Raw genomic sequence first — 21654 nt, 5'->3', positions numbered from 1 at the left:
GCTTAGCGGTCCACGTCGGCCATAACGAAATCGATACTACCCAGGTACGCAATCAAGTCCGCGACCATCTCGCCTTTGATCACCGAAGGGATCTGCTGCAAGTGGGCAAAGCTCGGGGTGCGAATCCGGGTGCGGTAGCTCATGGTGCCGCCATCGCTCGTCAGGTAATAACTGTTGATACCCTTGGTCGCTTCGATCATCTGGAAGGACTCGTTGGCCGGCATCACCGGGCCCCACGAAACCTGCAGGAAGTGCGTGATCAGGGTTTCGATGTGCTGCAGCGTGCGCTCTTTCGGCGGTGGCGTGGTCAGCGGGTGGTCCGCCTTGTACGGGCCGGCCGGCATGTTGCGCATGCACTGCTCGATGATCTTCAGGCTCTGGCGCATTTCTTCGACGCGCACGATGCAACGGTCGTAGGCATCGCCATTGGCCGCCAGCGGTACTTCGAATTCGAAGTTCTCGTAGCCGGAGTACGGGCGTGCTTTACGCAGGTCGAAATCGCAGCCGGTGGAACGCAGGCCGGCACCGGTGACGCCCCATTCCAGGGCCTCTTTGGTGTTGTACTGCGCGACACCGATGGTGCGGCCCTTGAGGATGCTGTTGTCCAGCGCAGCCTTTTGGTATTCGTCCAGACGCTTTGGCATCCAGTCGATGAACTCCTTGACCAGGCGCTCCCAGCCGTTCGGCAGGTCGTGGGCAACACCACCGATGCGGTACCAGGCCGGGTGCAGGCGGAAACCGGTGATGGCTTCGATGACCTTGTAGGCGCGTTGACGGTCGGTGAAGGTGAAGAACACCGGGGTCATGGCGCCGACGTCCTGGATATACGTACCCAGGAACAGCAGGTGGCTGGTGATCCGGAAGAACTCGGCCATCATGATGCGGATGGTGTCGACGCGGTCCGGCACCTTGATACCGGCCAGCTTCTCGACCGAGAGCACGTACGGCAGGTTGTTCATCACGCCGCCGAGGTAGTCGATACGGTCGGTGTACGGGATGAAACTGTGCCACGACTGGCGCTCGGCCATCTTCTCGGCACCACGGTGGTGATAGCCGATGTCCGGCACGCAGTCGACGATTTCTTCGCCGTCCAGTTGCAGGATGATACGGAAGGCACCGTGCGCCGAAGGGTGGTTCGGACCGAGGTTGAGGAACATATAGTCCTCGTTGGTGCCGGAACGCTTCATGCCCCAGTCTTCCGGACGGAAGCGGGCAGCCTCTTCTTCAAGCTGTTGCTTGGCCAGGTTGAGGCTGAACGGGTCGAATTCGGTGGCGCGGGCAGGGAAGTCCTTGCGCAGCGGGTGACCTTCCCAGGTCGGCGGCATCATGATGCGCGACAGGTGCGGGTGGCCCGGGAAGTCGATGCCGAACATGTCCCAGACTTCACGCTCGTACCAGTTGGCGTTCGGCCAGATACCGGTCACGGTCGGGAGGCTCAGGTCGTTTTCGGACAGGGCGACCTTGATCATCACATCGCTGTTACGTTCCAGCGACATCAGGTGGTAGAACACGGTGAAATCGGCGCCGCTCGGCAATCCCTGGCGCTTGGTGCGCAGGCGTTCATCCACGCCATGCAGGTCATAGAGCATGACGTATGGCTTGGGCAGGTTGCGCAGGAAGGTCAGGACTTCCACGAGCTTGGCACGCGCCACCCACAGCACCGGCATACCGGTGCGCGTGGCCTGGGCGGTGAAGGCGTCAGGGCCAAAACGGTTATTGAGTTCGACGACCACATCCTGGTCGTCTGCCTTATAAGGCGGGATGCGTCGAGCACTGCCTGTAGTCATGGTTTTTTATCGCTTTCGGTCAACGTAAAGAATGAAGCCAGGTTTTCGTTCTATAAAAGAAGCGGTGCTGGATCAGACTTCGTCGGGGCTGCGCAGGTTGGTGACCTGAATACGCTGTTCGCGGCGCTGTTCCTTTTGTGACGGCATCTCGGCGCGATACACGCCTTGTTCACCGACAACCCAGGAAAGTGGACGACGCTCCTTGCCAATCGATTCCTGCAACAGCATCAAGCCTTGCAGAAATGCTTCAGGGCGAGGCGGGCAGCCAGGCACGTAGACGTCCACGGGCAGGAACTTGTCCACCCCTTGAACGACGGAGTAGATGTCGTACATGCCACCGGAGTTGGCGCACGAACCCATGGAGATAACCCACTTCGGCTCAAGCATCTGCTCGTAGAGACGCTGGATGATCGGGGCCATCTTGATGAAGCAGGTACCGGCGATAACCATGAAGTCCGCCTGGCGCGGCGATGCCCGGATAACTTCGGCACCAAAGCGCGCGATGTCATGGGGCGCCGTGAAGGCGGTGGTCATTTCCACGTAGCAGCAGGACAGACCGAAGTTGTACGGCCACAGGGAATTCTTGCGCCCCCAGTTGACCGCGCCACTCAGCACGTCTTCCAGCTTGCCCATGTAGATGTTTTTGTGGACTTGGTCTTCTAACGGGTCGGAAACGGTTTCCCGTTCGCCGATGGGGTACTGCTCGTTAGGAGCATCCGGGTCGATCCTGGTGAGATTGTATTGCATCGCCAAAGCCTCATTGTTTCAGCTTCGCTTGCCGCTTACGACGAGCTTCCGGAGCCCAATCAAGGGCGCCCACTCGGAATAGGTAGACAAGGCCTGCCAACAGAATTGCTATGAAAACGAGGGCTTCGACGAATCCGGTCCAGCCGCTTTCGCGGACGGACACAGACCAGGCAAAGAGAAAGAGGGCTTCGATATCGAAGATCACGAACAGCATCGCGACCAGATAGAATTTGGCTGAGAGCCGCAAGCGGGCGCCACCTGTAGGCAGCATGCCGGACTCGAACGGTTCATTCTTGCTGCGGCCCCAGGCTTTTGACCCGAGTAGGCTGGAAACACCGAGCATGAAGGCGCAAAGGCCGACGACACCGAGGAGGAAAATGGCAAAGCCCCAGTTGTGGGCCATGAGTCCTGTCGCTTCGGTCATGCTGGAAATCCTTAACAGAGAGCAAAGGTCTCTGAGCTCGAAAAAGTAACGATGCAGTGACGATATGTCGCACTGCAATCAATCGCGGTGATTTTATGGCTAAACACCGGGCAAGTAAAATTCCGATAGCGAAATTATTCGATGGAATAAGCACATAGTGCACCTTTGTGGGGCTGTAACCCTTGTGGGGCGGGCATTAGCTGGCTTTTCACCAATTATGTTTTGTTTTAGCTGTAAAGAAGTTCTCATGCTCTAAATGATAATGAATATTGTTTGGGTGGATTTTAAACAACTGTTCGGGGTTTAGCGCGGGAAGTTGCTGTTACTTGTGAGGGTGAGGCTAGTTGGTAAAGCGGATCTTTTAACTGGTTTTGCAGAGTGGGATACCGCCCTGGATCAATGTTTTGCTCGAAATCTGGTGGTGGGGGGCTGTGTACATATCCGTTCCTGCAGCAACTCAAAAGCAGAGCAGCTTTTCTGTAGGAGCGAGCTTGCTCGCGAAAAACCCGACAACGCCGCGTTGAATCAGGAAACCAACGTCATCGTTAACGACCTTCGCGAGCAAGCTCGCTCCTACAGTGGATCGCGTGTGTTTTTGCTGTTGCTTCACCCCACTCAAGCCGGCCGGTAGGCCGCTGTGCTCTTGCTTTTGATCTTGATCTTAGGCGCCCCGTTAAACCACGCTGGCCGAACGCAGGCTTTGGAGCGTGGGTAACCCGGCAGGACGCCGGGTTAGCCGTCCTGGGCCAAGGATGGCCCATGACGGCGGCCCACGGTCCAAAGCCGGAGTGAGGGCACACCGAGCCTGAGCGAGGTGCCGAGTGGTGGGGCAAGAGCGTTTTGCTTACTTTTGCGCTCTTCAAAAGTGAGCCGCTGTAAGAGCGGAACCAATAGAAGCCGTTACAAAAATAACGGATATGCACACACTCCACCCGCACCCACAGCGCTTTAAAAAAATCCAAAAAAAAACGCCCCGAACCAGTCGGGGCGTCAGATCATGCGGCATTGCGGTTAGGTCTTCCGTGGGGCCGCAATGGCCGTGTACTCAGTCACTCAGTGGAACTGCTCTTCTTCAGTCGACCCCGTCAGCGCAGTCACCGACGAGGTGCCGCCCTGAATCACCGTGGTCATATCGTCAAAGTACCCAGTGCCCACTTCCTGCTGGTGCGCCACAAAGGTGTACCCCTTGGCGGCATCAGCGAACTCTTGCTCCTGCAGCTTCACGTAGGCAGTCATGTCATTGCGGGCATAGTCGTGCGCCAGGTTGAACATGCTGTGCCACATGTTGTGAATGCCCGCCAGCGTGATGAACTGGTGCTTGTAGCCCATGGCCGACAGTTCGCGCTGGAACTTGGCGATGGTCGCGTCGTCCAGGTTCTTCTTCCAGTTGAAAGAAGGCGAGCAGTTGTAGGACAGCAGTTGGTCCGGGTATTCCTTCTTGATCGCTTCGGCGAAACGACGGGCTTCTTCCAGGTCCGGCTTGGCGGTTTCGCACCAGATCAGGTCGGCGTATGGCGCATAGGCCAGGCCGCGGGCAATGGCCTGGTCGAGGCCGGCGCGCACTTTATAGAAGCCTTCCTGGGTACGTTCGCCAGTGACGAACGGCTTGTCGTACGGGTCGCAGTCCGAGGTCAGCAAGTCAGCGGCGTTGGCATCGGTACGCGCCAGGATGATGGTTGGCGTGCCGGCAACGTCAGCAGCGAGTCGAGCCGCGGTCAGCTTCTGCACGGCTTCCTGGGTCGGTACCAATACCTTGCCACCCATGTGGCCGCATTTTTTCACCGAAGCCAGCTGGTCTTCGAAGTGCACGCCGGCAGCGCCGGCCTCGATCATGCTCTTCATCAGCTCGTAGGCGTTCAGCACGCCGCCGAAACCGGCTTCAGCGTCGGCCACGATCGGTGCGAAGTAGTCGATGTAACCTTCGTCGCCCGGGTTCTTGCCGGCTTTCCACTGGATCTGGTCGGCGCGACGGAACGAGTTGTTGATGCGCTTGACCACGGTCGGCACCGAGTCCACCGGGTACAGCGATTGGTCGGGGTACATGGATTCAGCGGAGTTGTTGTCCGCTGCCACTTGCCAGCCGGACAGGTAGATCGCCTGGATACCGGCTTTTACCTGTTGGACTGCCTGGCCGCCAGTGAGGGCGCCCATGCAGTTGACGAAATCTTTGTCGGGACGGAAGGAAGGCTTGGCACCCTGGGTGACCAGCTTCCACAGCTTCTCGGCGCCGAGTTTTGCAAAGGTGTGCTCGGGTTGGACCGAGCCACGCAGGCGGACGACGTCAGCAGCGGAATAAGCGCGGGTTACGCCTTTCCAGCGTGGGTTTTCAGCCCAGTCTTTTTCAAGGGCTGCAATTTGCTGTTCGCGTGTCAGTGCCATGGGGAAAAACCTCGTCGCATAGGTCTAGGTGGAAAATTCCATTTGCCAGCCACGTAGTAAGTGCGTGGTTTTGGCTGCTCGCTGACCAGAAGCTCGGGTGGTCAAGCGTGGCTTGGCGGGGAAGGCGACGGGATGAACGATGGGCTCAAGGGGGGGAGTTGAGCAGGTAAGGGCAAACTGCGAACGGTCTTCGGGCGTCGTGGGCCTTTGTACGATCCATCAGTGTGTAGCCGGGTTACCTGGTTGGCTTCCGTCCCTCGGGACAACTTCGTTCCAGTCGCAACCTCGTCAAACACACCTTGTGGGCGGTACAGACACGAATCGGCTCAGGTGGGTAGCTTAGAGCGGCGATCCGAAGGCCCTTGCCAGGGCCCCTGATTAGCGGGAGCGAGGCCATCATGCACAGGCTTTTTTCGATCGTCAAATGATTTGTAGTGCTTTTTTCAAGGCACTACATCTTTGGTCTAATACGACTCATCAGTCAGTTTCCGGTGCTTCAGTTCAGGGTGTCGACCTTGACCCGTAAAGTCAGGTCATCGCGGCCCTGAGTAGAGTAGCTGCGGGTTGTGGAGGATTTATCGGCCTGGGTGTCGCGATTGATGCCGGCCAGGGGAATCCATTCGCCCAGGCGCCCGCTGACGGTTGTGTCGGTACTCTGAACGTTCACTACATCAGGACGTTCCTGGCTCATACGGTCACGGTTGGTACTGATGGCAAGGTGCACGGTCTCGCCGGTGACGCTCGCCGTGACGTAAAAGCCCTGGGTGACGTTGCGATACTGGGTCTGGTTTTGCAGGCGACCGTAGCTGTCTTGCTGGGTGGTGGTCAGCGGTACGCTCTGGCCGACCTGGATCAGTGCGGGCACGCCTTCGCTGGCCTGGACCTGCTGGATACCGCCGTCGCGGCTGGCAGTGCCGTAGCTGATGATGCGGGTCTGGCTGTCACCGGTGTTTTGCTGATTGTTTTCGTTGGTGTCGACAGTGATCAGCAGGCGTTTGGCGGGTGTGTCCAATTGCGAAAGGAGCGCGCGCAGGTCCTGGACCTTTCCGGGGTCCGCTTTGACGATAAGCTGGTTGCCGTAGGCGCTGACGCTGCCGTCCTTGCCAATGAAATTCTGTGCCACGGGCAGCAGGTCGGCGCTGGTGCGATTGTTCAGGTTGACGACTTCAGTGTCGGCCATGGCCGAGGTGCTGGCGGTCAGCAAGAGGGCGGTAAGCAGGGTGCGTAGGGACATGTCCGTTATCTCTGCGAGTCATTTAGGCTTGATAGTGCCAGTTTGTCGGCCTGGCAGGCTGCAAATTGAATCGTAGACAGCAAAATGCCCTGCATGGCAGGGCATTTTGAGATGTTGCTGAATGGCTGTCGCGACGCGCTCTCGGGCTAGCCCTCACGCACCATATCGACATGGGGAATTCCAACTTCCAGGAATTCCTCGCTGACGATTTTGAAGCCCAGTCGCTCATAAAACGGCGCAGCGTACACCTGCGCGCTGAGGAACTGCTTGCTCTGGCCGCGTTGCTCCGCGGCACCGATCACGGCTTCCATCAGCTTGTCGCCGACTTTAAGCCCTCGCCAGTCCTTGAGCACCGATACGCGCCCGATTTCGCCGCTGGGCAGCAAGCGGGCGGTGCCGATCGGAAAGTCGCCTTCGAAGGCCAGGAAATGCACCGCGCCGGCGTCGTCTGCGTCCCATTCAAGCTCGGGTGGAACCGATTGTTCGGCGATAAATACCGCTTCACGAATGCGCCGAATCTCAGCGATATCCTTTTGCCAGTCCGCGACACTTACGTGAATCTTATTCATCGGCAAACCCCAGGCTTCCTTGCTTGACCAGTTCACACAGCAGGTCGCGACCGTCTTCGTCCGCGAGCCATTCGCCGAGGTTTTCGCTGTGCAGTGCGTCAGCCGAGCACACCAGCTTCAGCAGTTCGCGCAGTTTACCTGGCAGGTAACGGCTCTGGCCGCTGGCGAACAGCAGCACATCGTCGTCGACTTCGGACCAGGCCAGGCGCGCACTCGGGTTGCGCACCAGTATCGCACCGTCTTCAAGGGCGCTGATGAAGTCGTCCTCGCCCAATTCTTCACCGGCCACCAGTTCCGGGTAGCGTGGCTCGGTCATGAACTGGCCGAACCAGGTCAGCAGCATGCGCTCATCGCTCATGTGCTCGGCCAGCAGGCTTTTCAGGCGGTCGAGGGCGTCGCCCTGGATCTGGTGAGGGTCGCTGACCGGCTGTACGTCAGCATCAGTGTAGCGCTCCTCGTCCGTCAGGTACTGGCTGAGGAAGTCGGTGAAGTGGGTCAGTACTTCGGCGGCGCTCGGGGCGCGGAAGCCTACGGAGTAGGTCATGCAGTCGTCTTCGGCGATACCGAAGTGCGCCAGGCGTGGCGGCAGGTAGAGCATGTCGCCCGGCTCCAGTACCCATTCGGCGCTCTCTTCGAATTCGGCGAGGATGCGCAGGTCGGCGTGCTGCAGCAGTGGACTTTCGGAGTTGCACATCTGGCCGATCTTCCAGTTGCGCTTGCCTTGGGCCTGCAGCAGGAACACGTCGTAGTTATCGAAGTGCGGGCCTACGCTGCCACCGGGGGCGGCAAAGCTGATCATCACATCGTCGATGCGCCAGCTTGGCAGGAAGCGGAATTGCTCCAGCAGCTCGGCCACTTCGGGTACGAATTGGTCAACGGCCTGCACCAGCAGGGTCCATTCGCGCTCGGGCAGCGTGCTGAAGGCGTCTTCGGCGAACGGGCCGCGGCGCAGTTCCCAAGGGCGTTCGCCGTGCTCGATCACCAGGCGCGACTCGACTTCTTCTTCCAGGGCCAGGCCGGCCAGTTCGTCGGCGTCGATCGGGCTTTCGAAGTCAGGGATGGCCTGGCGGATCAGCAGCGGTTTCTTCTGCCAGTAGTCGCGCAGGAATTCCCGTGCCGTGATGCCGCCCAGAAGTTGAAGAGGGATATCAGGATTCATGTGTAACCTATTGAAAAAAAGCACTTTTAAGACTGGAATAAAAACGCCCGGCGCGGCCGGGCGTCTCAAGGGTCTTGCGTGGATCAGATGCGCTTGGCTTGGGCTACGGCGTTGCCGATGTAGTTGGCCGGGGTGAGCAGTTTCAGCTCGGCCTTGGCGGCGGCTGGCATGTCCAGGCCGTCGATGAAAGTTTGCAGTGCTTCAGGGCTGATGCCCTTGCCGCGCGTCAACTCTTTCAGCTTCTCGTAAGGGTTTTCGATGTTGTAGCGGCGCATCACGGTTTGGATCGGCTCGGCCAGGACTTCCCAGCAGGCGTCCAGGTCGGCAGCAATTTTCTGCTCGTTGAGCTCCAGCTTGCTGATGCCTTTGAGGCTGGCTTCGTACGCGATCACGCTGTGGGCGAAACCCACGCCGAGGTTGCGCAGCACGGTGGAGTCGGTCAGGTCACGCTGCCAGCGGGAGATCGGCAACTTGCTGGCCAGGTGCTGGAACAGGGCGTTGGCGATGCCGAGGTTGCCTTCGGAGTTTTCGAAGTCGATCGGGTTGACCTTGTGTGGCATGGTCGACGAACCGATTTCACCGGCAATGGTGCGCTGCTTGAAGTAGCCCAGGGAGATATAGCCCCAGATATCGCGATCGAAGTCGATCAGGATGGTGTTGAAGCGTGCAATGGCGTCGAACAGCTCGGCGATGTAGTCGTGCGGCTCGATCTGCGTGGTGTACGGGTTGAAGCCCAGGCCCAGCTCGTCTTCGATGAAGGCGCGGGCGTTGGCTTCCCAGTCGATCTCAGGATAGGCCGACAGGTGGGCGTTGTAGTTGCCCACGGCGCCGTTGATCTTGCCCAGCAGCGGTACGGCGGCGACTTGTGCGATCTGACGCTCCAGGCGGTACACGACGTTGGCCAGTTCTTTGCCCAGGGTGGTCGGCGATGCCGGCTGGCCGTGGGTGCGCGACAGCATGGGGACGTCGGCGAAACGGATGGCCAGTTCGCGGATGGCATTGGCGGTCTGGCGCATTAGCGGCAGCATGACGTCATCGCGGCCTTCGCGCAGCATCAGGGCGTGGGACAGGTTGTTGATGTCCTCGCTGGTGCAGGCAAAGTGGATGAATTCGCTGACCTTGGCCAGTTCCGGCAGCTTGGCCGCTTGCTCCTTGAGCAAGTACTCGATGGCTTTTACGTCGTGGTTGGTGGTGCGCTCGATCTCTTTCACACGCTCGGCGTGCTCCAGGGAGAAGTTTTCCGCCAGGGTGTTCAATACAGCGTTGGCTTCGGCGGAAAATACCGGCACTTCGCTGATGGCGGGGTGAGCGGCCAGACGCTGGAGCCAGCGCACTTCAACCAGAACACGAGCACGGATCAAGCCGTATTCGCTGAAAATAGGGCGCAGGGCCTGGGTTTTGCCGGCGTAGCGGCCGTCAACAGGGGAAACCGCAGTGAGCGAAGAAAGCTGCATGGGGTGTTCTCGGACAGTCGGGCAACGAAATGGGGCGCGTATCATACATGAAAAAATCCGCCGGTCCGTCGCCAACTGACCGGCGTATTACGCGTGATGCTTGAAAACAGGGGTTGCTGCGACTTAGTCGTTGCGCATCAACGGGTAAAGCTCTTTGAGCAATTTGCGACGGCTGATCACCAGTTGCCAACGATGGCCACCCAACTGACGCCACAACCGCGCCGAACGAATACCCGCCAGGAGCAGGGCGCGGATCTTCGAGGCATTGTTCGGTTGCTGCAGGTTGCGCATGTCGCCGTGCACCTGAATCCGCTGGCGTAACGTGCTCAAGGTGTCCTGGTACAGCGCACCGCAGGCGGCAATGACATTTTCGTGGGCCGGGCCGAAATGTTCCACCTGGGACTGGATCTGCGGCAAGCGTTTGCCGATGGTTTCCAGCATGTCGTCGCGCTTGGCCAGTTGACGCTCGAGGCCCAGCATCGACAGTGCGTAGCGCAGCGGTTCGCGCTGCAAGGTGCTGGGGTCGCGTTCCAGGGCGCCGATCAATGCGCGATAGCCTTCACGCAACGCTAGATCATCGCCGCCGTAGACTTCCAGGGTGTCCTTGGGGTCGCGGATCAACAGGCTGCCAAGCATGCAGGTCAGGCCTGCCTCGGTGACCTGGCCGGTCTTGGCGATCTTGTCCACCAGCACGGCGGCGAGGAAGACCCCGCCCAGTGCCGTCAATTGCTCCTGGGTCGGGCTCATGCCTGGCTGCTCCAGGCTTCGGCGACTTCGATCACGCCGCCGCCCAGGCAGATTTCACCGTCATAGAACACGACTGACTGGCCAGGAGTGACCGCACGCTGCGGGTCATCAAAGGTGGCGCGATAGCCGTCGGCGGTTTTTTCCAGGGTGCAGGGCTGATCGCTCTGGCGATAGCGCACCTTGGCCGTCAGGCGGCGAGGGCTGCTCAAGTCGATCGGGTTGACCCAGTAGATCTCCGACGCCAGCAGGGCGCCCGAGAACAGCAGCGGGTGCTCGTTGCCCTGGCCAACGATCAGCTCGTTGTGTTCCAGGTCCTTGACCAGCACATACCACGGCTCTTCGCCGGCATCTTTCAAACCGCCGATGCCCAGGCCCTGGCGCTGGCCAATGGTGTGGTACATCAGGCCGTGGTGACGGCCAATCACGTCACCTTCGGTGGTTTTGATCTCGCCGGGTTGCGCCGGCAGGTACTGCTTGAGGAAGTCGCTGAAACGGCGCTCACCGATAAAGCAGATCCCGGTGGAATCCTTTTTCTTGGCGGTAGCCAGGCCGTGTTTCTCGGCGATCTTGCGCACTTCGGGCTTTTCCAGTTCGCCTACCGGGAACAGGGTCTTGGCGATCTGTTCACCGCCGACGGCGTGCAGGAAGTAGCTCTGGTCCTTGTTCGGGTCCAGGCCCTTGAGCAGTTCGGTACGCCCATCGATATCGCGACGGCGTACATAGTGGCCGGTAGCAATCAGGTCGGCGCCCAGCATCATGGCGTAGTCGAGGAATGCCTTGAACTTGATTTCGCGGTTGCACAGGATGTCCGGGTTCGGCGTGCGGCCGGCCTTGTATTCGGCCAGGAAGTGCTCGAACACGTTGTCCCAGTACTCGGCGGCAAAGTTGGCGGTGTGCAACTTGATGCCGATTTTGTCGCACACGGCCTGGGCGTCCGCCAGATCGTCCATGGCGGTGCAGTATTCCGTTCCATCGTCTTCTTCCCAGTTCTTCATGAACAGGCCTTCCACCTCATAACCCTGCTCCATGAGCAGAACGGCGGAAACGGAAGAGTCCACGCCGCCGGACATGCCGACGATGACGCGCTTCTTTTGTGTATCAGAAGGGGCTGAATCACGCATAGGGTTTCAACGGGTGTCTTGAAAAAGGACGCGATTCTAACAGGCCGCAGCCTCTAAGGCTAAAGAGAAGGGCGGATCAATTCGAGACTGTGGTGCTGACCGCTCAAATAATCATCGATACAGCGGATGATCAGCTCGCTGCGCCAGTCGTCGCGCAGGGCCATCAACTCGTCGCGGGTCAGCCAGCGGGCGCGCAGGATGCCTTCATCGAGTGCGTAGTCCGGGTGGTGTTTCAGCGCCTTGGCGATGAAACACACGCGCTGGTAGGTCACGCCATTGCTGGGAGCGGTGTACAGGTAAATGCCGACGATGCCGGTGGCTTCGACGTCCCAGCCGGTCTCCTCGAGGGTTTCGCGCACGGCGGCTTCGGTCAGGGTTTCATTGGGATCCAGGTGCCCGGCGGGCTGGTTGAGCACGGCGCGGCCGCCTTTGAGTTCTTCGACCATGAGGAAGCGGCCGTCGTCTTCGACGATGGTGGCGACGGTGATGTGGGGTAGCCAGGTCATGGAAGCCTCGATGTAGGGGTGTGACTCGGTCAAGTATGGGAGCGAGCAAGCCCGCTTCCACATTTCTGATCCGGTTTCACCAGCGGGAAACAGAAACCCCGGCACAGGGCCGGGGCTTCTTTGCATCCTTACAACCTTACTTCAACTTGGCAATCGCCGCGTTGAGGGTGTTGCTTGGGCGCATGGCTTTGCTGGTCAGCTCAGGGTTCGGCGCGTAGTAACCGCCGATGTCCACGGGCTTGCCCTGTACGGCGTTCAGCTCGGCAACGATGGTTGCTTCGTTGTCGCTGAGGGTCTTGGCCAGTTCGCTGAACTGCGCTTGCAGTGCAGTGTCTTCGGTCTGGGCGGCCAGGGCTTGAGCCCAGTACAGCGCCAGGTAGAAGTGGCTGCCGCGGTTGTCGATGTTGCCGACTTTGCGCGATGGCGACTTGTTGTTGTCGAGGAATTGACCGGTGGCCTGGTCCAGGGTCTTGGACAGTACCAGCGCTTTCGGGTTGTTGTAGGTCACGCCCAGGTGCTCGAGGGAGGCGGCCAGGGCCAGGAACTCGCCCAGGGAGTCCCAGCGCAGGAAGTTTTCTTCCAGCAGTTGCTGCACGTGCTTGGGCGCCGAACCGCCAGCGCCGGTTTCGAACAGACCACCGCCGTTCATCAGCGGCACGATCGACAGCATCTTGGCACTGGTGCCCAGTTCCATGATCGGGAACAGGTCGGTCAGGTAGTCGCGCAGAACGTTACCGGTGACCGAGATGGTGTCCAGGCCCTTACGGGTGCGTTCCAGGGTGAACTTCATCGCGTCGACTGGCGACATGATGCGGATGTCCAGGCCTTCGGTGTTGTGGTCTTTCAGGTACGCCTGAACTTTCTCGACCACTACGCCGTCGTGCGCACGCTGAGGGTCCAGCCAGAAAACAGCTGGGGTGTTGCTGGCGCGGGCGCGGTTGACGGCCAGTTTGACCCAGTCCTGGATCGGCGCGTCTTTGGTCTGGCACATACGGAAGATGTCGCCGGCTTCGACGTTCTGTTCCATCAGCAGGTTGCCCTTGCTGTCGGTGACGCGAACTACGCCGTCAGCCTTGATCTGGAAGGTCTTGTCGTGGGAGCCATATTCTTCGGCTTTTTTCGCCATCAGGCCAACGTTTGGCACGCTGCCCATGGTGGTTGGGTCGAAAGCGCCATTGGCCTTGCAGTCTTCGATGACGGCTTGGTAGATGGTGGCGTAGCAGCGATCCGGGATCACGGCCTTGGTGTCGTGCAACTGGCCATCGGTGCCCCACATCTTGCCGGAGTCACGGATCATGGCCGGCATCGAGGCGTCGACGATCACGTCGCTCGGCACGTGCAGGTTGGTAATGCCTTTGTCGGAGTTGACCATCGCCAGGGAAGGGCGAGCGGCGTAGACCGCCTGGATGTCGGCTTCGATCTGCGCTTGCTGGTCGGCTGGCAGGGTCTTGATACGGGCGTACAGGTCGCCGATACCGTTGTTCAGGTTGAAGCCGATCTGTTCAAGTACGGCGGCATGCTTGGCCAGCGCGTCTTTATAGAACTCGGCAACGATCTGGCCGAACATGATCGGGTCGGAGACCTTCATCATGGTGGCTTTCAGGTGGACCGAGAGCAGCACGCCTTGTTTCTTGGCGTCTTCGATTTCGGCGGCGATGAACGTGCGCAGGGCGCTTTTGCTCATCACGGCAGTGTCGATGATCTCGCCGGCCTGCACGGTGGTCTTTTCTTTCAGGACGGTAGTGGTACCGTCTTTGGCAACCAGTGCGATCTTGACCGCGTCAGCCGCTTCGATCTGTACGGCTTTTTCGCTGCCGTAGAAATCGCCATTGCTCATGTGAGCTACGTGGGACTTGGAGTCGGCAGCCCAGGCACCCATTTTGTGCGGGTGCTTGCGTGCGTAGTTCTTGACCGACAGCGGTGCGCGGCGGTCGGAGTTGCCTTCGCGCAGTACCGGGTTCACGGCGCTGCCCTTGACCTTGTCGTAACGTGCACGGGTTTCTTTTTCCGCGTCGGTGGTTACGGTTTCCGGATAGTCCGGCAGGGCGTAGCCCTGGGCCTGCAGTTCCTTGATCGCGGCTTGCAGCTGCGGGGTCGAGGCGCTGATGTTAGGCAGCTTGATGATGTTGGCTTCAGGTGTCACGGCCAGGTCGCCCAGTTCGGCGAGGTGGTCCGGGATTGCCTTGTTGCCCAGTTGCTCGGGGAAGCTTGCGAGGATGCGCCCTGCGAGGGAAATGTCGCGGGTTTCCACGGCAATATCAGCAGAGGCGGTGAAGGCCTCTACGATAGGCAGCAGTGAATAGGTGGCGAGGGCTGGGGCTTCGTCGGTGAAGGTATAGATGATCTTCGAGCGGGTGGGCATATTCGGATTAACTCTCTTCTTTGCTGAAAGCGTGCGCAGAAACTCGAGATGCGCCGGGTGGAGCGCGTTCGTTCAAAGTCATCCATGAGCGAAATGTCGAGGTTTCTTCGCGGTGATGTTGGGTTGCATCAGTCGAGCGTCAAGCGGGTGGACTATTGTAATAGTCCTGCTTTGCGAGCCGAGGGCACCTGTTCCAGAGCGGTCGGCTATCGTGACTCTTGGGTCAGCGGCGGCATTATACATAGGTCGCTATGCTTACGCCGAGCCTTCATACAAAAGGTGCGTCGTCCATTGGTCTAAAGGTCGCAGGTACCGCGTTGCGACCAAAGTCGTGCGATGTGCTCAAGTTTGGCGATTTTGCCTTTTGTTTCAAGCTTGTAGGCGACCAAATATGCTGTTTTCGATGCAAATGAGCGTGGCGTGAGGTTTCAGTCGTCATTTATCTGGAGTAGGCTCGAACGCAGCCAGATGTTCAATCCAAAGATGGAGTTCAGCATGGGATACAAGAAGATTCAGGTTCCGGCAGTCGGCGACAAAATCACCGTCAATGCAGACCATTCTCTCAATGTTCCTGATAACCCGATCATCCCGTACATCGAAGGCGACGGCATTGGTGTCGATATCAGCCCGGTGATGATCAAGGTTGTCGATGCAGCTGTTCAAAAGGCGTACGGCGGCAAGCGCAAAATCTCCTGGATGGAGGTTTACGCCGGCGAGAAGGCAACTCAAGTCTATGACCAGGATACCTGGCTGCCCCAGGAAACCCTGGACGCGGTCAAGGATTACGTGGTGTCCATCAAAGGCCCGCTCACCACGCCGGTCGGCGGCGGCATCCGTTCGTTGAACGTGGCCCTGCGTCAGCAACTTGACCTCTACGTATGCCTGCGCCCAGTGCGCTGGTTCGAGGGCGTGCCGAGCCCGGTCAAAAAGCCGGGGGATGTGGACATGACCATCTTCCGCGAAAACTCCGAAGACATTTACGCGGGGATCGAGTGGAAAGCCGGTTCGCCCGAAGCGATCAAGGTGATCAAGTTCCTGAAGGAGGAAATGGGGGTTACCAAGATCCGTTTCGACCAGGATTGCGGCATTGGCGTCAAGCCGGTCTCCAAGGAAGGCACCAAGCGTCTGGCGCGCAAGGCCCTGCAATATGTGGTGGATAACGACCGCGACTCGCTGACCATCGTGCACAAGGGCAACATCATGAAGTTCACCGAGGGGGCCTTCAAGGAATGGGCCTACGAAGTGGCGGCCGAAGAATTCGGCGCGACCTTGCTTGACGGCGGGCCGTGGATGCAGTTCAAGAACCCGAAGACCGGCAAGAATGTGGTGGTCAAGGATGCCATTGCCGACGCCATGCTCCAGCAGATCCTGTTGCGTCCGGCTGAATACGATGTGATCGCGACGCTCAACCTGAATGGCGACTACCTCTCCGATGCGTTGGCGGCCGAAGTGGGCGGTATCGGTATTGCGCCGGGGGCCAACTTGTCCGATACCGTGGCGATGTTCGAGGCGACCCACGGTACTGCGCCGAAGTATGCGGGCAAGGATCAGGTCAACCCGGGGTCGCTGATCCTCTCGGCAGAAATGATGCTGCGGCACATGGGGTGGACCGAGGCGGCTGATCTGATCATCAAGGGCACCAATGGCGCCATTTCCGCGAAGACCGTGACGTATGACTTCGAGCGCCTGATGGATGGCGCAAAACTTGTATCGTCTTCGGGCTTTGGTGATGCACTGATTTCGCATATGTAACGAAGGCTAAAAAAACGGCCATCCCAAGGTGATTGGGGTGGCCGTTTTTTATCGCTATTCACACGCTCGATGGTGATTCAGACCGTTAATTTCTTTTCTTTTTGAGCGGTGGCGGTGGCGGTTTTTGCGCTGGTGTCGGCCGGAACTGCAGAGATGTTCACGGCGTGCAGCCCTTTTGGACCTTGAATGATGTCAAAGCTCACGGGTTGGCCCGCTTTTAATGTTTTGTAACCATCCATTTGAATTGCCGAGTAATGCGCAAAAAGGTCATCGTCCTTGTCGTCTTCATTAATGAAGCCGTAACCCTTGGCATTGTTGAACCACTTGACCTTACCGCTAGTCATGCCCATATCCCTCTGCACCAGACTCCATCACTGGAGTATCATCCAGTTTATCCGTCCTAACCCGAATAAATAAGGTTGACTGCGCGGACCTTTTTTACCCAATGTGGGTTCTATTGGTTGTAACACCGATTCGCCGATAGTCAAGGCGACCAGGCGGTCAGAGTTGAAATTCCGGCAGGTCGCCCCCACCACTGTATTTGAACCACTGACGAACCTTTCTTTCCATGCATGCAAATAGCCAGATTCGACTAACATTCAATCAGGATCGCCCGGATCAGGAACATGACGAGGACGGTTCTGCAGGGATTGCAGTACAGGAGGCCAAACCTGCGCTGCAGGCGCCGCCGATGTACAAGGTGGTTTTGTTCAATGATGACTACACACCGATGGATTTCGTCGTCGAAGTGCTCGAGGTGTTTTTTAACCTGAACCGCGAGTTGGCGACCAAGGTAATGCTGGCCGTTCATACAGAAGGACGGGCAGTATGTGGAGTGTTTACCCGCGACATCGCCGAGACAAAGGCCATGCAGGTCAACCAGTACGCCAGGGAAAGCCAGCATCCGCTACTCTGTGAAATCGAGAAGGACGGTTAACGCCGACCACTTGGGTATGAGGTGAAGCTATGTTAAACCGCGAGCTCGAAGTCACCCTCAATCTTGCCTTCAAGGAGGCCCGTTCGAAGCGTCATGAGTTCATGACCGTCGAGCACCTGCTGCTGGCACTTTTGGATAACGAAGCTGCCGCCACCGTTCTGCGTGCGTGCGGCGCCAACCTCGACAAACTCAAGCATGATCTGCAGGAGTTTATCGACTCCACCACGCCACTGATCCCCGTGCATGACGAGGACCGTGAAACCCAGCCGACCCTGGGCTTTCAGCGGGTATTGCAGCGTGCTGTTTTCCACGTACAGAGCTCCGGTAAGCGTGAAGTCACGGGCGCCAATGTGCTTGTGGCGATTTTCAGCGAGCAGGAAAGCCAGGCGGTGTTCCTGCTCAAGCAGCAGAGCGTTGCCCGTATTGATGTCGTCAACTACATCGCCCACGGTATCTCCAAGGTGCCTGGGCACGGCGATCATTCCGAGGGTGAACAGGATATGCAGGACGACGAGGGCGGTGAGTCTTCTTCTTCGGGCAATCCGCTGGATGCCTATGCCAGTAACCTCAATGAGCTGGCGCGCCAGGGGCGGATCGATCCGCTGGTGGGGCGCGAGCTTGAGGTCGAGCGTGTAGCGCAGATCCTCGCGCGTCGTCGCAAGAACAATCCGTTGCTGGTCGGCGAGGCGGGCGTTGGTAAAACCGCAATTGCCGAAGGACTGGCCAAGCGCATTGTCGATAACCAGGTGCCTGACCTGCTGGCCAACAGCGTCGTCTATTCCCTGGACCTGGGCGCGTTGCTCGCCGGGACCAAGTACCGTGGCGACTTCGAGAAGCGCTTCAAGGCTCTGCTCGGCGAGCTGAAAAAACGTCCGCAGGCAATCCTGTTCATTGACGAGATCCACACCATTATCGGCGCCGGTGCGGCTTCCGGTGGCGTGATGGATGCGTCCAACCTGCTCAAGCCGTTGTTGTCGTCGGGTGATATCCGTTGCATCGGCTCGACCACGTTCCAGGAATTTCGCGGCATCTTCGAAAAAGACCGCGCCCTCGCGCGTCGCTTCCAGAAGGTCGACGTATCCGAGCCGTCGGTTGAAGACACCATCGGCATTCTGCGCGGGCTCAAGGGGCGTTTCGAAGCGCATCACGGCATCGAGTACACCGATGAAGCCTTGCGTTCGGCGGCTGAGCTGGCGGCGCGCTACATCAACGACCGGCACATGCCCGACAAGGCTATCGACGTGATCGATGAGGCGGGTGCTTACCAGCGCCTGCAACCTGTCGAGAAGCGCGTTAAGCGCATCGACGTGCCTCAGGTTGAGGATATCGTGGCGAAAATCGCACGGATTCCGCCAAAACATGTCACCAGCTCCGACAAGGAGTTGCTGCGTAATCTGGAGCGCGATCTCAAGCTGACCGTATTCGGTCAGGATGCGGCGATTGACTCGCTGTCCACGGCGATCAAGCTGTCCCGCGCGGGCCTCAAGTCGCCGGACAAGCCTGTCGGTTCGTTCCTGTTCGCAGGGCCGACCGGGGTCGGCAAGACCGAAGCGGCGCGGCAGTTGGCCAAGGCCATGGGCATCGAGCTGGTGCGTTTCGACATGTCCGAGTACATGGAGCGTCACACTGTGTCGCGCCTGATCGGTGCGCCTCCGGGCTATGTCGGTTTCGACCAGGGCGGTCTATTGACCGAGGCGATCACCAAGCAGCCGCATTGTGTGTTGCTGCTCGATGAGATCGAGAAGGCCCATCCGGAAGTCTTCAACCTGCTGCTGCAGGTGATGGACCACGGGACCCTGACCGACAACAACGGGCGCAAGGCGGACTTCCGCAATGTGATCGTTATCATGACCACCAACGCCGGTGCCGAAACGGCTGCGCGCGCTTCGATCGGCTTCAGCCATCAGGATCACTCTTCCGATGCGATGGAAGTGATCAAGAAGAGCTTTACGCCGGAGTTCCGTAACCGCCTGGACACCATTATCCAATTTGGTCGCCTCAGCCATGAGGTCATCAAAAGCGTGGTGGACAAGTTCCTTACCGAGCTTCAGGCGCAGTTGGAAGACAAGCGCGTACAGCTGGATGTCACGGACGCGGCACGCAATTGGCTGGCGGAAGGTGGTTACGACGCGGCAATGGGGGCGCGCCCAATGGCTCGCCTGATTCAGGACAAGATCAAGCGGCCATTGGCCGAAGAGATCCTGTTCGGCGAGTTGTCCGACCATGGTGGCGTGGTGCATATCGACCTGAAGGATGGCGAGTTGACCTTCGAGTTCGAAACCACCGCTGAAATGGCTTGATAGTTGTAACCCTGTGGGAGCGAGCTTGCTCGCGAAGATCGTCAACGATAACGCATGCTTTCTGACGGCCTGCGTTGCCCTTGAGTTCTTCGCGAGCAAGCTCGCTCCTGCAGTTGTTTTGCGACCTTATAAATTGCGCACACACAAAAACGCCCGGCATAACCGGGCGTTTTGTATTGACTAGCTTAACGAGCGCGGTAAGTGATGCGCCCTTTGCTCAAGTCATAGGGCGTCAGCTCGACGCGCACTTTGTCACCGGTAAGAATACGAATGTAGTTCTTGCGCATCTTGCCGGAAATATGCGCGGTTACGACGTGCCCATTTTCCAACTCCACGCGAAACATGGTGTTGGGCAGGGTGTCGACGACAGTGCCTTCCATTTCGAAGCTGTCTTCTTTCGACATGCAGTAAAGCCCTCGGTGTCCAGTGAATGGCCCGGTGCAACTGCGCCAGGCAAAAGCGGCGTGCATTGTGCCCGAAAAAGGGTGTTTAAGCCAAGGGGTTCTAGTTAAGCGTGACCCATCTTTGATTAATCAGTAGCTCAATCGGCCGATATTGGGTCTTGTAGTTCATCTTTTTGCAGTTCTTGATCCAGTATCCGAGGTACACGGCCTCCAGCTCCAGGCGCGATGCTTCGCCGATCTGCCACAGGATCGCAAAGCGTCCCAGGCTGCGGCGGTCTTCGCCCGGCTCATAAAACGTGTAGACCGCCGACAGGCCGTTGGGCAACAGGTCGGTCACGGCCACGGCCAGCAAGCGGTCATTGAGGCGGAACTCATAGAAGCGCGAGAAGGGCAGGTCGCGCACCAGGAACGTGGAAAACTGATCGCGGCTAGGCGGAAACATGTCGCCGTCGGCGTGGCGCTGTTCGATGTAGCGCTGATAAAGGTCGAAATATTCTTCGGTGTACCGCGGCTTGGTCGCTTTCACCGACAGGTCGGCATTACGCTTGAGGATGCGTTTCTGATTGCGGTCCGGCAAAAACTGCGCAACCGGGATGCGCGCCGGGACGCAGGCATTGCAGTTCTGGCAATGAGGTCGATACAGATGGTCGCCGCTACGCCGAAAGCCCATTTCCGATAAATCGGCGTACACATGCACATCCATGGGCTGGCTGGGGTCGAGGAACAGCGTGGTGGCCTGCTCATCGGGCAGATAGCTGCAAGAGTGGGCTTGAGTGGCATAAAACTTCAAGCGCGCCAGCTCGGTCATGATCAACCCTCGGGATAAGCTTTGAAATAAGTGTAAGCCAGGTGCGCGCAAGTCGCCTAGGAAACCCACGGCCCAGTGCCGGGCTGATCCAGATGGTTGTGCAGGAAGGTTGCGAATTCGCTGCGCGGTATGGCCCGGGCGCCCAGGCTATGCAGGTGATTATTGGGCATCTGGCAGTCGATCAGCACAAAACCCCCTGCCTGCAAGCGTCGGGTCAGTGTCGCGAAGCCGACTTTCGATGCGTTATCGGCGCGGCTGAACATGGACTCGCCGAAGAACAGTTGGCCCATCGCCAGTCCGTACAAGCCGCCTACCAGTTTGTCGTCATCCCATACCTCTACCGAATGTGCGATTCCGCGCTGATGCAGCGCCAGGTAGGCGCTTTGGATGCCTTCGGTGATCCAGGTGCCGTCGGCATAGGCTCGAGGGGCTGCACAGGCCTGGATGACGGCTGCGAAGTCCTGGTCGAAGGTTACGGTGTAGCGCTGTTGGCGCAGCAGCTTTTCGAGGCTGCGGGAAACATGCAGTTCATCGGGGAATATCACCGTGCGCGGGTCCGGCGACCACCAGAGGATCGGCTGGCCTTGCGAGAACCAGGGGAAGCAGCCGTGGCGATAAGCCTGGATCAGCCGTTCAGCCGACAGGTCGCCGCCGGCGGCGAGCAGGCCATTGGGTTCGCGCATGGCCTTGGCCAGCGGCGGAAATGTCAGGGAGTCGCGTTGCAACCAGGTCAGCATGGCATCCGGGCTTACGGTAGGGGAGGGGAGAGGCAGGTAAGGTACCTGCCGCACAAGGGGTGATTATTATCGACGCAGCGCTGCGGGGCCAGCCTGAATCGGGCGTTGACGTGTTTTGGCGTAAGCGGGTGTTTCTGCAACTCTGTGCGTGAGGCGTGGTCGTAATCGGGTCTGTGCCATGCAGGCCAATTGCCAAGCTTGTGCGGATTGATAAAAACATCTCATAA

19 protein-coding genes are annotated in these 21654 nt (G+C 58.8%); 3 read left to right on the top strand and 16 right to left on the bottom strand.

Features of this window, described 5'->3' with window-relative positions:
• Window positions 1–2: 2 nt before the first annotated feature.
• The 12 genes from nuoC to EXW71_RS04035 all read right to left on the bottom strand — a co-directional run bounded on the left by nuoC (window position 3) and on the right by EXW71_RS04035 (window position 14489).
• Window positions 3–1787, bottom strand: a complete 1785-nt coding sequence (nuoC, locus tag EXW71_RS04095) for an NADH-quinone oxidoreductase subunit C/D (protein ID WP_123717789.1) — start codon at window positions 1785–1787, stop codon at window positions 3–5.
• 72 nt (window positions 1788–1859) lie between these two features.
• Window positions 1860–2534 (bottom strand): NADH-quinone oxidoreductase subunit B family protein, encoded by a 675-nt coding sequence (locus EXW71_RS04090; protein ID WP_123717788.1) that lies wholly within the window; start codon window positions 2532–2534, stop codon window positions 1860–1862.
• A gap of 10 nt (window positions 2535–2544) precedes the next feature.
• A complete protein-coding gene (locus EXW71_RS04085; RefSeq protein ID WP_003219575.1) occupies window positions 2545–2958 on the bottom strand; it encodes an NADH-quinone oxidoreductase subunit A in 414 nt (137 codons plus the stop codon).
• A 1053-nt stretch (window positions 2959–4011) separates the two neighbouring features.
• Complete coding sequence (gene aceA, locus EXW71_RS04075) at window positions 4012–5337, bottom strand: isocitrate lyase (RefSeq protein WP_060755664.1); 1326 nt, start codon at window positions 5335–5337, stop codon at window positions 4012–4014.
• A 496-nt stretch (window positions 5338–5833) separates the two neighbouring features.
• Complete coding sequence (locus EXW71_RS04070) at window positions 5834–6571, bottom strand: secretin N-terminal domain-containing protein (protein ID WP_134657672.1); 738 nt, start codon at window positions 6569–6571, stop codon at window positions 5834–5836.
• A gap of 146 nt (window positions 6572–6717) precedes the next feature.
• Window positions 6718–7140 (bottom strand): GNAT family N-acetyltransferase, encoded by a 423-nt coding sequence (locus EXW71_RS04065; RefSeq protein ID WP_134657671.1) that lies wholly within the window; start codon window positions 7138–7140, stop codon window positions 6718–6720.
• On the bottom strand, window positions 7133–8299 hold the full coding sequence (locus tag EXW71_RS04060; protein ID WP_134657670.1) for a cupin domain-containing protein: 1167 nt from the start codon (window positions 8297–8299) through the stop codon (window positions 7133–7135). The genes EXW71_RS04065 and EXW71_RS04060 overlap by 8 nt, the downstream gene beginning before the upstream one ends.
• A gap of 83 nt (window positions 8300–8382) precedes the next feature.
• Window positions 8383–9753, bottom strand: a complete 1371-nt coding sequence (gene purB / locus EXW71_RS04055) for an adenylosuccinate lyase (RefSeq protein ID WP_134657669.1) — start codon at window positions 9751–9753, stop codon at window positions 8383–8385.
• A gap of 123 nt (window positions 9754–9876) precedes the next feature.
• Window positions 9877–10500, bottom strand: a complete 624-nt coding sequence (hflD, locus tag EXW71_RS04050) for a high frequency lysogenization protein HflD (protein ID WP_123717782.1) — start codon at window positions 10498–10500, stop codon at window positions 9877–9879.
• Window positions 10497–11621, bottom strand: a complete 1125-nt coding sequence (gene mnmA, locus EXW71_RS04045) for a tRNA 2-thiouridine(34) synthase MnmA (RefSeq protein ID WP_123717781.1) — start codon at window positions 11619–11621, stop codon at window positions 10497–10499. The genes hflD and mnmA overlap by 4 nt, the downstream gene beginning before the upstream one ends.
• A gap of 59 nt (window positions 11622–11680) precedes the next feature.
• Complete coding sequence (locus tag EXW71_RS04040; RefSeq protein WP_134657668.1) at window positions 11681–12127, bottom strand: NUDIX hydrolase; 447 nt, start codon at window positions 12125–12127, stop codon at window positions 11681–11683.
• A 136-nt stretch (window positions 12128–12263) separates the two neighbouring features.
• Window positions 12264–14489 carry an NADP-dependent isocitrate dehydrogenase gene (locus EXW71_RS04035; protein ID WP_123717779.1) on the bottom strand — a complete coding sequence of 742 codons (2226 nt, stop codon included), beginning with the start codon at window positions 14487–14489 and terminating at the stop codon, window positions 12264–12266.
• Window positions 14490–14984: 495 nt separating this feature from the next.
• Here EXW71_RS04035 and icd point away from each other — a divergent pair, with 495 nt between their 5' ends.
• Window positions 14985–16241 (top strand): NADP-dependent isocitrate dehydrogenase, encoded by a 1257-nt coding sequence (gene icd / locus EXW71_RS04030; protein WP_123718723.1) that lies wholly within the window; start codon window positions 14985–14987, stop codon window positions 16239–16241.
• A gap of 77 nt (window positions 16242–16318) precedes the next feature.
• On the opposite strand, the gene cspD is transcribed toward icd, so the two are convergent.
• Window positions 16319–16591 carry a cold shock domain-containing protein CspD gene (gene cspD / locus EXW71_RS04025; protein WP_123717778.1) on the bottom strand — a complete coding sequence of 91 codons (273 nt, stop codon included), beginning with the start codon at window positions 16589–16591 and terminating at the stop codon, window positions 16319–16321.
• Window positions 16592–16809: 218 nt separating this feature from the next.
• Between cspD and clpS the strand changes: the two genes are divergently transcribed.
• Window positions 16810–17178 carry an ATP-dependent Clp protease adapter ClpS gene (clpS, locus tag EXW71_RS04020; protein WP_060755656.1) on the top strand — a complete coding sequence of 123 codons (369 nt, stop codon included), beginning with the start codon at window positions 16810–16812 and terminating at the stop codon, window positions 17176–17178.
• Window positions 17179–17207: 29 nt separating this feature from the next.
• Window positions 17208–19478 carry an ATP-dependent Clp protease ATP-binding subunit ClpA gene (gene clpA / locus EXW71_RS04015; RefSeq protein ID WP_123717777.1) on the top strand — a complete coding sequence of 757 codons (2271 nt, stop codon included), beginning with the start codon at window positions 17208–17210 and terminating at the stop codon, window positions 19476–19478.
• 185 nt (window positions 19479–19663) lie between these two features.
• Here the strand turns inward: clpA and infA are convergent, their stop codons facing one another.
• The 3 genes from infA to aat form a co-directional block, all read right to left on the bottom strand.
• Window positions 19664–19882, bottom strand: a complete 219-nt coding sequence (gene infA / locus EXW71_RS04010) for a translation initiation factor IF-1 (RefSeq protein WP_002553999.1) — start codon at window positions 19880–19882, stop codon at window positions 19664–19666.
• Between the two features lie 100 nt (window positions 19883–19982).
• Window positions 19983–20690: an arginyltransferase gene (locus EXW71_RS04005; RefSeq protein ID WP_123717776.1), complete on the bottom strand. Its 708-nt coding sequence runs from the start codon at window positions 20688–20690 to the stop codon at window positions 19983–19985.
• A gap of 56 nt (window positions 20691–20746) precedes the next feature.
• Window positions 20747–21427: a leucyl/phenylalanyl-tRNA--protein transferase gene (gene aat / locus EXW71_RS04000; protein WP_134657667.1), complete on the bottom strand. Its 681-nt coding sequence runs from the start codon at window positions 21425–21427 to the stop codon at window positions 20747–20749.
• Window positions 21428–21654: the final 227 nt, after the last annotated feature.

The organism is Pseudomonas sp. BCA17 (genome assembly GCF_004519405.1).
Classification (GTDB): domain Bacteria; phylum Pseudomonadota; class Gammaproteobacteria; order Pseudomonadales; family Pseudomonadaceae; genus Aquipseudomonas.
This window is presented reverse-complemented; position numbering and strand designations above follow the sequence as displayed.

Bases quoted from the DNA above. Each gene is read 5' to 3' on its own strand.
- nuoC (WP_123717789.1), bottom strand. From the start codon at position 1,787: ATGACTACAGGCAGTGCTCGACGCATCCCGCCTTATAAGGCAGACGAC.
- EXW71_RS04090 (WP_123717788.1), bottom strand. From the start codon at position 2,534: ATGCAATACAATCTCACCAGGATCGACCCGGATGCTCCTAACGAGCAG.
- EXW71_RS04085 (WP_003219575.1), bottom strand. From the start codon at position 2,958: ATGACCGAAGCGACAGGACTCATGGCCCACAACTGGGGCTTTGCCATT.
- aceA (WP_060755664.1), bottom strand. From the start codon at position 5,337: ATGGCACTGACACGCGAACAGCAAATTGCAGCCCTTGAAAAAGACTGG.
- EXW71_RS04070 (WP_134657672.1), bottom strand. From the start codon at position 6,571: ATGTCCCTACGCACCCTGCTTACCGCCCTCTTGCTGACCGCCAGCACC.
- EXW71_RS04065 (WP_134657671.1), bottom strand. From the start codon at position 7,140: ATGAATAAGATTCACGTAAGTGTCGCGGACTGGCAAAAGGATATCGCT.
- EXW71_RS04060 (WP_134657670.1), bottom strand. From the start codon at position 8,299: ATGAATCCTGATATCCCTCTTCAACTTCTGGGCGGCATCACGGCACGG.
- purB (WP_134657669.1), bottom strand. From the start codon at position 9,753: ATGCAGCTTTCTTCGCTCACTGCGGTTTCCCCTGTTGACGGCCGCTAC.
- hflD (WP_123717782.1), bottom strand. From the start codon at position 10,500: ATGAGCCCGACCCAGGAGCAATTGACGGCACTGGGCGGGGTCTTCCTC.
- mnmA (WP_123717781.1), bottom strand. From the start codon at position 11,621: ATGCGTGATTCAGCCCCTTCTGATACACAAAAGAAGCGCGTCATCGTC.
- EXW71_RS04040 (WP_134657668.1), bottom strand. From the start codon at position 12,127: ATGACCTGGCTACCCCACATCACCGTCGCCACCATCGTCGAAGACGAC.
- EXW71_RS04035 (WP_123717779.1), bottom strand. From the start codon at position 14,489: ATGCCCACCCGCTCGAAGATCATCTATACCTTCACCGACGAAGCCCCA.
- icd (WP_123718723.1), top strand. From the start codon at position 14,985: ATGGGATACAAGAAGATTCAGGTTCCGGCAGTCGGCGACAAAATCACC.
- cspD (WP_123717778.1), bottom strand. From the start codon at position 16,591: ATGGGCATGACTAGCGGTAAGGTCAAGTGGTTCAACAATGCCAAGGGT.
- clpS (WP_060755656.1), top strand. From the start codon at position 16,810: ATGCATGCAAATAGCCAGATTCGACTAACATTCAATCAGGATCGCCCG.
- clpA (WP_123717777.1), top strand. From the start codon at position 17,208: ATGTTAAACCGCGAGCTCGAAGTCACCCTCAATCTTGCCTTCAAGGAG.
- infA (WP_002553999.1), bottom strand. From the start codon at position 19,882: ATGTCGAAAGAAGACAGCTTCGAAATGGAAGGCACTGTCGTCGACACC.
- EXW71_RS04005 (WP_123717776.1), bottom strand. From the start codon at position 20,690: ATGACCGAGCTGGCGCGCTTGAAGTTTTATGCCACTCAAGCCCACTCT.
- aat (WP_134657667.1), bottom strand. From the start codon at position 21,427: ATGCTGACCTGGTTGCAACGCGACTCCCTGACATTTCCGCCGCTGGCC.